Genomic DNA, 11,474 nt, shown 5'->3' with positions numbered 1-11,474 from the left:
AGGGGACCAGGGGCTGGCGCACGGGTGCACCATCGATGGGGTGAGTGCGGTGGGGCGGGGGGGGGGGCCCCCCCCCCCCCCCCCCCCCCCCACAACCCCCCCCCCCCCCCCCCCCCCCCCCCCCCCCCCCCCCCCCCTCAGGTGGCTGACGCGCGTTGGAGGATCAGTGGTGGCCGTGGCCGCTGGTGATCTCCTTGTGCTCCTCGGCGGTCGGCTTGGCGATCTGGCCACCCTCGCCGAAGTAGCCCTCGGACAGCTTGGCGCGGGTCTTGGTCAGGACGCCGACCTTGCGGGCGACCCCGTTCTCGTCGACCTCGGCCGGCAGCTCCATCGGCTGGTACTGCTCGTGCGCGGTGAGGGTGTGCAGCTTGTCCTGCGGGAGCTGGGCGTGCACCTCGATGAACTCACCGTGCGGCAGGCGCTTGATGACACCGGTCTCCCGGCCGTGCAGCACCTTCTCCTTGTCGCGGCGCTGGAGGCCGAGGCACCAGCGCTTGGTGACGAAGTAGGTGATGACCGGCACCACGAACGACCCGATCCGAACGAAGTAGGTGATGTCGTTCAGCGACAGGTGGAAGTGGGTGGCGATCAGGTCGTTGCCACCACCGGCCAGCAGCACCAGGTAGAGCGCGATCCAGGCGGCACCGAGCGCGGTACGCACCGGGGCGTTGCGCGGGCGGTCCAGGATGTGGTGCTCGCGCTTGTCGCCGGTGATCCAGCCCTCGATGAACGGGTAGGCCGCGATCAGCGCCAGCACCAGCGGGAAGAGCATCAGCGGGATGAAGATGCCCAGGTTCAGGGTGTGACCCCAGGCCCTGATCTCCCAGCCCGGCATGACACGGATCAGACCCTCGGCGAAGCCCATGTACCAGTCGGGCTGGGCGTCGGTGGACACCTGGTCGGGGCGGTACGGGCCGTAGGCCCAGACCGGGTTGACCGAGGCGATCGCGGACATCGCCGCGATGATGCCGAACACCAGGAAGAAGAAGCCGCCGGCCTTGGCCATGTAGACCGGCATGAGCGGCATGCCCACGACGTTCTTCTCGGTCCGGCCCGGGCCCGCCCACTGGGTGTGCTTGTGGTAGAAGACCAGGATCAGGTGCGCGACCAGCAGGCCCAGCATGATGCCCGGGATGAGCAGCACGTGGATCGTGTAGAAGCGCGGAATGATGTCCGTGCCGGGGAACTCCCCGCCGAAGAGGAACATCTCCAGGTAGGTGCCGACCAGCGGGACGGCCAGGATCGCACCCTCCATGAACCGGATACCGGTACCGGAGAGCAGGTCGTCGGGGAGCGAGTACCCGAAGAAGCCGTCGAAGAAGCCCAGGCAGAGCAGCAGGAAGCCGAAGACCCAGTTGATCTCACGGGGCTTGCGGAACGCGCCGGTGAAGAAGACGCGCATCATGTGCACGAACATCGCGGCGACGAAGACGATCGCGGCCCAGTGGTGGATCTGCCGGATCAGCAGACCGCCGCGGACCTCGAAGCTGATGTTCACCGCGGAGGCGTAGGCCTCCGACATCCGGATGCCGTCCAGCGGCGCGTACGAGCCGTTGTAGACGACCTCGCCCATGCTGGGCTTGAAGAACAGGGTGAGGTAGACACCCGTCAGGATGATGATGATGAAGGTGTAGAGGCAGATCTCACCGAGCATGAAGGACCAGTGGTCCGGGAAGATCTTGCGGAGGTTGGCCTTGGCCAGGGAGTAGATCCCGAGCCGGCCGTCCAGGTAGTCCGCCGCGGCCTCGGCCTTGTTGGCGGGCTTGGCACGCGTGCTGGCCGGAGCGGCCTGCTGCGTGCTCGGGGTGGACGCGGAACTCATGCGCGCTCCCAGAAGCTCGGGCCGATCGGCTCGGCGAAGTCCTGTGTGGCCACCAGGTAGCCGTCGGAGTCAGTGGTGATCTTGAGCTGCGGCAGCGGGTGGCCGGCCGGGCCGAAGATCACGCGAGCACCGTCCGACAGGTCGAAGGTCGACTGGTGGCAGGGGCAGAGCGCGTGGTGGGTCTGCTGCTCGTAGAGGCTGATCGGGCAGCCGACGTGGGTGCAGATCTTCGAGTAGGCGAGCACGCCCTCGACACCCAGCGCGGCCGACTTGGCGTCCTTGAGGTCCTCCGGCTGGATCCGGATGATCATCAGGGCGTCCTTGGCGATCGCCTGCTGGAAGTCCTCGTCGCTCTCCTGCAGACCGTTCGGACGGGAGGCCGACGGGCCGGGCATGGCGAAGGTCAGCGAGCCGGTCGCGATGTCCTCGGGCTTCAGCGGCTCATCGGTGTTCATGTTGACGAGCCGGATCGGCGCGGCCGGGGTGGCCTCGGCCCAACCGGTGGAGTCGAGCTTCTTCTCCGGCAGCGGGCCGAGGTCGCGCAGCAGCATGACGCCGGACAGCGGCACCAGGGCCATCGAGCCGATCATGGTGTTGCGGAGCATCTTGCGGCGGCCGAAGCCGGACTCGGCGGCACCGGTCTTGAACTGCTGGATGACGTCCGCGCGGACCTCGTCGTCAGCCTCGATCGGGTGACGCTCGGCCGGCAGCTCGACGTCCGACATCAGGGTGCGGGCCCAGTGGACCGCGCCCGCGCCGATGCAGAAGAGCGCCACACCCAGGGTCAGGCCCAGCGCGAAGTTCAGCGCGCTGACGTGACCCAGCGGGAAGATGTAGACGATCTTCGCCTTCGGGATGCTCACGTACGAGGCGATGAAGCCGATGGTGGCCAGCATCGAGGTGACGAAGAGCAACGACACCTGGCGCTCGGCCCGCTTGGCGGCCCGCTCGTCGATGTCGGTCCGACGCGGCTCGTGGGGCGGCAGCCCCGGGTCCGCGAACGGGTCGTCGGCGACGGCGACGTGGGCGCCGTGCCCTTCGGAGGCGTCGTGGGCCTCCGGCAGCTTGTCGTCTGACATGTCGTGGCTCATGACTTCTTGGCCTTGGTGGTGTGAGCGGCAACCCAGATCGCGACAGCGATGAGCACGCCGAGCCCGAAGATCCAGCCGAACAGACCCTCGGTCACCGGACCAAGGCTGCCCAGCGACAGGCCACCCTGGTTGGGCGCCTCATTGGCCTGGTAGCGGACGAAGGCCACGATCTCCTGCTTCTGCTTCTCCGGCATGGTGCTGTCGGGGAAGGCGGGCATGTTCTGCGGGCCGGTCTGCATGGCCTCGTAGATGTGCTTGGCGGAGGTGCCCTCGAGGGAGGGGGCGAACTTGCCCTGGGACAGGGCGCCACCCGCACCGGCGAAGTTGTGGCACTGCGCGCAGTTGGTGCGGAACAGGTCGCCACCCTTGGCGATGGCGTCCGTCTCGGTGGAGGTGTACTGCTGCTGGGTCGGCGTCACCGGGCCGGGGCCCAGCGAGGCGACGAAGGCGGCCATCTGGTCGATCTGGTCCTGCGAGTAGATGTTCTTCTTGCTCGGGACCTGGGCGCCCGGCTGCTGAGCGGGCATCCGGCCGGTGCCGACCTGGAAGTCGACGGCGGCGGAGCCCACGCCGACCAGGCTCGGACCGTTGGCGCTGCCCTCGCCGTTGAGGCCGTGGCAGGAGGAGCAGCCGACGGCGAAGAGCTTCTTGCCCTCGTTGATGGCGAGCGACTGCGCGGAGCTGTCAGCCTGCGCCTTCTCGGCGGGCGCGAACGCGGCGTACAGCCCCCCGGTGGCCGCCAGGGCGAAGAGTAGGACGACCAGCGCCGCCAGTGGGTGGCGCCGTCGTGCGGAGAGCTTTTTCACGGAATTCCCCGATATCAGGACTGGGCGGTGTCAGGATCTGGTCGGCTGGTGGTGGGCCCGGCGCGCGGTTCGGCGTCGGCAGGCGGACACGGACAGAAGGACCCGGGCCGGTTCGGCCAGCGGGTCCGGCCGGCGGCCAGCGACCTGATCGGTTACTTGATCAGGTAGATGGTCGCGAAGAGGCCGATCCAGACCACATCGACGAAGTGCCAGTAGTACGACACGACGATCGCCGCGGTGGCCTGCTCGTGCGTGAAGCGCTTGGCTGCGTACGTCCGCCCCAGGACCAGCAGGAAGGCGATCAGACCGCCCGTCACATGCAACCCGTGGAAGCCGGTGGTCAGGTAGAACACCGAGCCGTACGGGTCGGAGGACAGCGACAGGCCGTCCTTCTTCACCAGCTCGGTGTACTCGAAGATCTGGCCGCCGATGAAGATCGCGCCCATCATGAAGGTGACCGTGAACCAGGTGCGGAGCTTCTTGACGTCACCGCGCTCGGCGGCGAAGACGCCGAGCTGGCAGGTGAGCGAGGAGAGCACCAGGATCGTGGTGTTCACGGAGGAGAAGGGGACGTTGAGGGCATGTGCCTTCTCGGTCCAGAAGCCTGGCCCCTTCACGGAACGGGCCGTGAAGTACATCGCGAAGAGGGCCGCGAAGAACATCAGCTCGGAACTCAGCCAGACGATGGTTCCGACGCTGGTCATGTTCGGTCGGTTGACCGATCCATGTGCGTGCCCGGTTTCTACTGCTGTTGCTGTCGCCACGACCGACATTATGTCGGTCCCTTATTCCGTCTTCACGTCGGGGGGTCTCCCTCGGAGTGTCCGGTGCGTGCGGTATGCCCGGATGGCGGCGGATGGGACGCCCCTGACGCGGCGGGTGGCGTGGGGCTCGCGTGCTTCGTGGTCCGATGCGGATTTTCTGACGGTTCGTCCGATCTGATCACTCCTTTGCCGTGCGCGTCCCGCCGTCGGGAGAGTGGTCGATCGGCTAGTGGAGTAGGCCGTCCGAGTGGTCCGCGCGGGTGGGGGTGACGGTGGGTCCTCCGGGTGGGTGAGCCCGGGGCGCACCGGGTGCGCGGGAGATCGCGGCGGACGCTCTCGGGGGCGGGTGATCCGGAGTAGCATCCGGAAGTGGTTGAACGTGGTCCGGATCACATCCGGCCCCCGTTGAACCGGCGGCACCAGCGGACGTATGAGGCACCTTTTTCCGAGACACCTGGGAGCAGGGACCATGGCGCACACGAGCGACGAGACCGTCACCGTTCTCGTCTACAGCGACGACCGCAACACCCGCGCACAGGTGACCACGGCGCTCGGCACCCGGCCGGCCGCCGACCTGCCGGCGGTGACCTATCTGGAGTGCGCCACCACCCCCGCCGTGCTGCGGGCCCTGGAGAAGGGCGGCGTGGACCTCTGCGTGCTGGACGGCGAGGCGGTGCCGGCCGGCGGGCTGGGCCTGGCCCGTCAGGTGAAGGACGAGATCTACGGCTGCCCGCCGGTGCTGGTGCTGATCGGGCGCCCGCAGGACTCCTGGCTGGCCGCCTGGAGCCGGGCGGACGCGGCGATCTCCCACCCGGTGGACCCGGTGGCGCTGGCCGAGGCGGCCGCCACGCTGCTGCGGGCCCGGGTCGGGGCGCGGGCACTCTCGCACAAGTAGCGGGACGGGCGTACAAGCAGCGGGACGGGCCGCCGCGGGGCGCGGCGGATCGTCTCAGCAGAAGAGAGGGGTCGCCGGATCGGACCGGCGGCCCCTCCTGCCTGGTTAGGCTGGCCGTACCCCCTCTCCGAACACAGAAGCGAGCTGGAGTCAGCCATGGTCGATCTGAAGCCTGCGAACGGTGGCAACGCGCCCGCGCAGGTGGTCCGCAGCTGGCCGGAGGTCCTCAACACCCTGCTGGGCGGCGAAGACCTCAGCCGGGCCGAGGCGGCCTGGGCGATGGACCGGATCATGAGCGGCGAGGCCAGTTCGGCGCAGGTGGCGGGGTTCATGGTCGCTCTCCGCGCCAAGGGCGAGACGGTCGAGGAGGTCTCCGGCCTGGTCGAGGCGATGTACGCGCATGCCGAGCCGCTGGAGATCCCCGGCCCGGCGGTGGACATCGTCGGCACCGGCGGCGACCGGGCGAAGACCGTCAACATCTCCACCATGTCGGCCATCGTCGCCGCGGCGGCCGGCGCCAAGGTGGTGAAGCACGGCAACCGGGCCGCCTCCTCGGCCAGCGGCTCGTCCGACGTGCTGGAGCGGCTGGGTATCCGGCTCGACCTGCGGGCCGAGCGGGTGGCCGCGGTGGCCGAGGAGGTCGGCCTCACCTTCTGCTTCGCCGCCCGGTTCCACCCCGCGATGCGGCATGCCGCGACGGCCCGGCGCGACCTCGGGGTGCCGACCGCGTTCAACATCCTCGGCCCGCTGACCAACCCGGCCAGGGTCACCGCGCACGCCGTCGGCTGCTTCGACACCCGGCTGGCCGGGCTGATCGCCGGCGTGCTGGCCGAGCGCGGCTCCTCCGCGCTGGTCTTCCGCGGCGACGACGGGCTGGACGAGCTGACCGTCTGCACCACCTCGCGGGTGTGGATCGTGCGGGACGGGCGGGTCACCGAGACCTGCTTCGACCCGCGCGAGGTGGGCATCGAGCTGGTCGGCATCGAGGCGCTGCGCGGTGCGGACGCCGAGTACAACGCCGACGTCGCCCGCCGGGTGCTGGCCGGTGAGCGCGGGCCGGTGCGGGACGCGGTGGTGCTCAACTCGGCGGCGGCGCTGGTCGCGCTGGAGATCACCGGGGCGCCGCTGGCCGAACAGTTGTCTGCGGCGATGGGCCGGACGGCGGCGGCGATCGACAGCGGTGCGGCGCAGCACCTGCTCAAGCGCTGGGCGGCGGCCACCGCCGCCGGCTGAGCCCGTCCGCCCGTGAGACCCGCACGTCGCTGACCTGCGGGTCTCACGGCCGTCCGGATGGTGGAACGCCGGTTGACCACTCCTCGGCCGGCCGCCTACAGTCTTCGCCAGGTCATGAGTGACAGCGCGACAAGCCCCAGCTTGCTGTCCGGCAACCCTCCGTCCGTGGCGGGGTGCCCTGGGTGAAGACCGGGCCAGGCGGCGATTCGTCCGTCGGGCAAGCGCGGACCACCGGCATCTCGCACTCCCGGGGTCCTGACCCCGGAGGAGTGCGTCTTCATGTCAGTCCACCCGTCGCCCGCCGCCACTCTCGCCTCGACGCTCCCCGGGACGCCGTCCGGAAGGACCCCCACCGCGCGGCACCTCCCGGCGCACCGCGCCCCGCTCGACGTGCTCGGCCAGGACGTCGAGGTCCCGCTGGTCACCGGGGAGAAGATCGGTTACGCCGCGCTCGACTACGCCGCCAGCGCGCCCGCGCTGCGGCGGGTCTGGGACGACGTGGCCGCCTACGCCCCCTACTACGGCAGCGTGCACCGCGGCGCCGGCTACCTCTCGCAGCTCTCCACCGACCTGTTCGAGCAGAGCCGGCGGACCGTCGCCGACTTCCTCGACCTGCGCGAGGGCGACCAGGTGGTCTTCACCCGTGCCACCACCGACTCGCTCAACCTGCTGGCGGGCGTGCTGCCGGCCGGCACCCGGGTGTTCGCCTTCGAGACCGAGCACCACGCCTCGCTGCTGCCCTGGCGCCGGGACGGCCTGACGGTGAGCTACCTGCGCGCCCCCCGCTCGCACGCCGAGGCGGTCGCCGCGCTGGACGCGGCGCTGGCCGAGTACCCCGAGGGCCCGCGGCTGTTCTGTGTCACCGGCGCCTCGAACGTTACCGGCGAGCTGTGGCCGGTGGCCGAGCTGACCGCGGTGGCGCACCGGCACGGCGCCCGGGTGGTGCTGGATGCGGCGCAGCTCGCGCCGCACCACCGGGTCTCGGTCCGCGAGCTGGACGTCGACTGGGTGGCCTTCTCCGGGCACAAGCTCTACGCGCCGTTCGGGGCCGGGGTGCTGGCCGGGCGGTCGGACTGGCTGGACGCCGCCGAGCCGTACCTGGCCGGCGGCGGGGCCAGCCGGACGGTGGCCCGGGAGGCGGACGGTTCGGTGGCCGTCGAGTGGCAGCGCGGCCCGGCCCGGCACGAGGCGGGTTCGCCCAACGTGATCGGCGCCTACGCCGTCGCCTCCGCCTGCCGGGCGCTGACCGAGGCCGGCTTCGAGGAGCTGGAGGCCCGCGAGCGGCTGCTGGTCGAGCGGCTGACGGCCGGGCTGGCCGCCGTTCCCGAGGTCCGGGTGCTCAGCCTGTTCGGTGCCGACGCGCCGCGGGTGGGTGTGCTGTCGTTCGTCGTGCGGGGCTGGAACAGCTCGCACTTCGCGGCGGCGCTCTCGGCGGAGTACGGCATCGGGGTGCGGGACGGACTGTTCTGCGCGCACCCGCTGGTGCGCACGCTGCTCGGCGGGGACGCGGCCGGTGCTCCCTCCGAGTGCGGTGCTCCCGAGCCGTCGCTGCCGGGGGAGCGCAGTCTGAACGCGATCCGGGTCAGCTTCGGTGCCGGGACGCCGGACGAGCACCTCGACCGCTTCCTGGCCGCCGTCCGGGAGCTGGTCACCGACGGTGCGCGCTGGACCTACCGCAACGAGGGCGGGCGGTGCGTGGCCGACACCCGGCGCTGAGACCGGTCCGGCGGAAAGGTCCGCCGGACCCGGCCTCAGCCGTCCAGGCCGAGTGCGAAGGCGGCCTCCAGGTCGTGCTGGGAGTAGGTGCGGAAGGCGATCTGGGTCTCGGTGTGCTCGACGCCGGGGACCTTGTTGACCCGGCCCGGGATCACCTCGGCCAGATCGTCGTGGTGCCGCACCCGGACCATCGCCACCAGGGAGTAGCCGCCGGTCACCGAGTAGACCTCGCTGACTCCCTCGATGGCGGCGACCTCCTCGGCGATCTCGGGGATCCGGTCGGCGGCGGTCTTGATCAGGACGATGGCGGTGATCACTCGAAGGCTCCGGGGTCGGGGGCGAGCGGCTGGAGGTCGGTGGGCCCAGCGTATCGGGCCCGCCGTGAGGCGGCCCACAGCGCCAGGAAGCCGGCGCTGAAGCCGATCACATGCGCCAGGTAGGCCACCCCGGGGCCGGCCTGGCGCACCGACCACCACTGCACGGCGAACCACAGGCCGAGCACCAACCAGGCCGGCAGCCGCAGCGGCAGGAAGAAGAGCAGCGGGACCAGCGCGGTCACCCGGGCCCGTGGGTAGAGCCGCAGGTAGCCGCCGAGCACCCCGGCGATCGCGCCGGAGGCGCCGACCAGTGGCTGCAGCGCCTGGGGACCGGTGCTGTCGGCCAGCGCGTAGCCGTAGCCGGCCAGCGCGCCGACGGCCAGGTAGAAGAGGAGGAAGCGCGGCCGGCCCAGCCGTTCCTCCACCCCGGCGCCGAAGACCAGCAGGAAGAGCATGTTGCCCAGCAGGTGCAGCCAGCCGCCGTGCACGAAGAGCGAGGTGAACACGGAGAGCAGCGGGCTCTTCCGCGGGGTGCCGACCGGCGGGCAACCGGGCAGCGCGGGGGCGGCGCCGGCGGCCTGAGCGGCGGTCAGCGGACGGCCGCTCAGCAGCTCGGCCGGGATCGCCCCCCAACGCTGCTGGTAGCGCTGGGCGGCGCAGTTCAGGGTGGCCTGGGTGCTGCCGTAGTGGGGGGCGATCCCGCTCGGTCCGGCCAGGAGGACCACGCAGTTCACCGCCACCAGCAGGTAGCAGGCCAGCGGGGCCGGGCCGGCCGCCGGGGGTCGGGCGGAGCGGAGCCGGTCGCGCCAGGGGATCACCATGGGCCGATCCTTTCCGGCCCGGCCGCCGCGCGCACCGCGCTCTGCTGCGAGCGGGTTACCCGCCGCCGGACGCAGCCGCTGGTGGCAAGGGGTATCCGGTGGCCGACGCGGTGTGGTCAGGCCCTAGGCTTGGGGCCGGGGCGGCAGCACGGCCGTGCCCGGGACCAGTCGAGAGGACCCACCGATGACCGTCCCCGTGCCCACCGCCGAGACCCGCTGGCGCTGCACGCTGTGCGGCAACCTGACCCGGTTCGACGTCACCCGCTCGTCCCGGGTGGTGGAGTACGTCCATCTGGACCTGGCCGGCGAGTCGACGGTGGAGGAGCGCGAGGTGCTCAGCGAGACCGTGGAGTCGGTCCGCTGCCGCTGGTGCAACGCGGTCGACCAGGTCGAGCTGGTGCCCCGGCCGGACGCCCCGGCCGCCGACTGAGCGTGGCCGTCCCGGGATGGGACGGGTGGGCGGTGTGGTGTCCGAGGTGGCACCGTTCACGCGACAATTGCACAGAGCGGTGGGTTTTGGGCATCGGCAGCCGGCCGTACGGCCCCCGCAGACCAGGATCGGAGCCGAGGACGCCATGGACGCAGCGAGGGAGGCCGCCGAGCCCCAGGGGCAGCCGCCCGCCACCCCGGAGCCCGGGGTGGACGCCGCCGAGCAGGCCTCCGGCGCCGCTGAGCAGCTCGATCGGCCGCTGCCGGAGGGGGTTCGTCGCCGGGTGGTCGGCCTGGCCGCCGACGCGCTCGGCGGGCTGACGCCGACCGAGCTGCCCAGCGCGCTCCGTCCGTATGCGAAGTTCACCCCCGCGCGGCGCGCCAAGTACGCCGGGACGGCGCTGGCGTCGGCGCTGGAGGCGGAGCCGGTGTTCCGGTCGCGGATAGCGGACCGGCTGCGGCTCGGGCAGCCGGATCTGGTGAAGGCGCTGGAGGCGGGCAGTGTCCCGAGTGCCGCCGAGCCGTTGGACGTCGCGGCCGCCGCCTACCTGCTGCGCCCGCGCGGCTGGACCCGGCTGGTCGCCGAGGCCGGCGAGCAGGCCGAGCGGGCCGGTGCCGAGGACGCCGCGGCGGAGGCCGCCCGTCAGGTGGAGAAGCTCCAGGAGGAGCTGGCCGCGGTGCGCGCGCAGGCCCGGGCCGACCTGGAGCGGCAGCGGGCCGAGTCGGAGGGTGTCCGCAAGGAGCTGGAGGCGCTCCGTCGCCGGCTGCGCAGCCTGGAGAGCGACACCCGCCGGGCGCAGGCGGAAAGCCGGCGGCTGCAGGGCGAGTTGACCGCGGCGGCGGCCGCGACCGCCGCCGAGCGCGGCGTGACGGAGGGGGAGAGTCGCCGACTGCGGCACCGGGTGGCCGAGCTGGAGAGCGCGTTGGAGAGCGGCCGCCGGTCGGCCCGGGAGGGCCGCAGCATCGAGGACATGCGGCTGCGGCTGCTGCTGGACACCCTGCTCCAGTCGGCCCAGGGCCTGCAGCGCGAGCTGGCGCTGCCGGTGACCCAGCTGCACCCGGCGGACCTGGTGGACGCGGTGGTCCCCGGCTCGGCCTCGCCGCACGACGTGGCGCGGCGTGGACTGGCCGACGACGACCCGGCGCTGCTCGACCAGCTGCTGGCGATTCCCCAGGTCCATCTGGTGGTGGACGGCTACAACGTGACCAAGACCGGCTACCCGACCCTGCCGCTGGAGCAGCAGCGGATGCGGCTGCTGGGCGGCCTGGCGATGCTGGCCCAGCGCACCCAGGCCGAGGTGACCTGCGTCTTCGACGGGCAGGACCTGGACGTCCCGGTGATCATGGCGCCGCCGCGCGGCGTGCGGGTGCGGTTCAGTCGGACCGGGCAGACCGCGGACGAGCTGATCCGCCAGCTGGTCCGGGCCGAGCCGCAGGGCCGCCCGGTGGTGGTGGTCTCGGCCGACCGCGAGGTGGCCGACGGCGTGCGCAAGGCCGGTGCCCGGCCGGTCGCCTCGGTGCTGCTGCTCAACCGGCTCGCGCGCAGCTGACGCCGGCTCGGGCGCCCGAGCCGCCGTTGC

Annotated in this window: 11 protein-coding genes and 1 riboswitch; of the genes, 5 read left to right on the top strand and 6 right to left on the bottom strand. The window is 71.9% G+C overall.

The window, feature by feature from the left end; all coding sequences use genetic code 11:
• Positions 1–163: 163 nt before the first annotated feature.
• The 4 genes from qcrB to ctaE all read right to left on the bottom strand — a co-directional run bounded on the left by qcrB (position 164) and on the right by ctaE (position 4,492).
• Entirely contained in the window at positions 164–1,822 is a 1,659-nt protein-coding gene (qcrB, locus tag ACZ38L_RS07590; protein WP_465690200.1) for a cytochrome bc1 complex cytochrome b subunit, read from the bottom strand.
• Positions 1,819–2,901 (bottom strand): cytochrome bc1 complex Rieske iron-sulfur subunit, encoded by a 1,083-nt coding sequence (gene qcrA / locus ACZ38L_RS07585; RefSeq protein WP_465690198.1) that lies wholly within the window; start codon positions 2,899–2,901, stop codon positions 1,819–1,821. The genes qcrB and qcrA overlap by 4 nt, the downstream gene beginning before the upstream one ends.
• 8 nt (positions 2,902–2,909) lie before the next feature.
• Positions 2,910–3,719 carry a cytochrome bc1 complex diheme cytochrome c subunit gene (gene qcrC, locus ACZ38L_RS07580; RefSeq protein WP_396561698.1) on the bottom strand — a complete coding sequence of 270 codons (810 nt, stop codon included), beginning with the start codon at positions 3,717–3,719 and terminating at the stop codon, positions 2,910–2,912.
• Between the two features lie 152 nt (positions 3,720–3,871).
• Entirely contained in the window at positions 3,872–4,492 is a 621-nt protein-coding gene (gene ctaE, locus ACZ38L_RS07575; RefSeq protein WP_396561696.1) for an aa3-type cytochrome oxidase subunit III, read from the bottom strand.
• 460 nt (positions 4,493–4,952) lie between these two features.
• Between ctaE and ACZ38L_RS07570 the strand changes: the two genes are divergently transcribed.
• The 3 genes from ACZ38L_RS07570 to ACZ38L_RS07560 all read left to right on the top strand — a co-directional run bounded on the left by ACZ38L_RS07570 (position 4,953) and on the right by ACZ38L_RS07560 (position 8,327).
• Positions 4,953–5,378, top strand: coding sequence for a hypothetical protein (locus tag ACZ38L_RS07570; protein ID WP_396561694.1), 426 nt, complete (start codon positions 4,953–4,955; stop codon positions 5,376–5,378).
• Positions 5,379–5,534: 156 nt separating this feature from the next.
• Positions 5,535–6,611: an anthranilate phosphoribosyltransferase gene (gene trpD, locus ACZ38L_RS07565; protein WP_465690195.1), complete on the top strand. Its 1,077-nt coding sequence runs from the start codon at positions 5,535–5,537 to the stop codon at positions 6,609–6,611.
• A gap of 110 nt (positions 6,612–6,721) precedes the next feature.
• A riboswitch (SAM riboswitch) is annotated at positions 6,722–6,841 on the top strand.
• Positions 6,842–6,890: 49 nt separating this feature from the next.
• A complete protein-coding gene (locus ACZ38L_RS07560; protein WP_465690193.1) occupies positions 6,891–8,327 on the top strand; it encodes an aminotransferase class V-fold PLP-dependent enzyme in 1,437 nt (478 codons plus the stop codon).
• Positions 8,328–8,362: 35 nt separating this feature from the next.
• Here the strand turns inward: ACZ38L_RS07560 and ACZ38L_RS07555 are convergent, their stop codons facing one another.
• Positions 8,363–8,644, bottom strand: a complete 282-nt coding sequence (locus ACZ38L_RS07555) for an Lrp/AsnC family transcriptional regulator (RefSeq protein WP_396561688.1) — start codon at positions 8,642–8,644, stop codon at positions 8,363–8,365.
• Entirely contained in the window at positions 8,641–9,465 is an 825-nt protein-coding gene (locus ACZ38L_RS07550) for a rhomboid family intramembrane serine protease (protein WP_465690191.1), read from the bottom strand. The genes ACZ38L_RS07555 and ACZ38L_RS07550 overlap by 4 nt, the downstream gene beginning before the upstream one ends.
• 184 nt (positions 9,466–9,649) lie before the next feature.
• On the opposite strand from ACZ38L_RS07550, the gene ACZ38L_RS07545 reads away from it, so the two are divergent.
• Together ACZ38L_RS07545 and ACZ38L_RS07540 are read left to right on the top strand one after the other, a co-directional pair.
• Positions 9,650–9,895 carry a hypothetical protein gene (locus ACZ38L_RS07545; protein WP_465690188.1) on the top strand — a complete coding sequence of 82 codons (246 nt, stop codon included), beginning with the start codon at positions 9,650–9,652 and terminating at the stop codon, positions 9,893–9,895.
• A gap of 145 nt (positions 9,896–10,040) precedes the next feature.
• Positions 10,041–11,444 (top strand): NYN domain-containing protein, encoded by a 1,404-nt coding sequence (locus ACZ38L_RS07540; RefSeq protein WP_465690186.1) that lies wholly within the window; start codon positions 10,041–10,043, stop codon positions 11,442–11,444.
• Positions 11,445–11,474: the final 30 nt, after the last annotated feature.

The organism is Kitasatospora sp. NPDC024654, from assembly GCF_055559155.1.
This window is presented reverse-complemented; position numbering and strand designations above follow the sequence as displayed.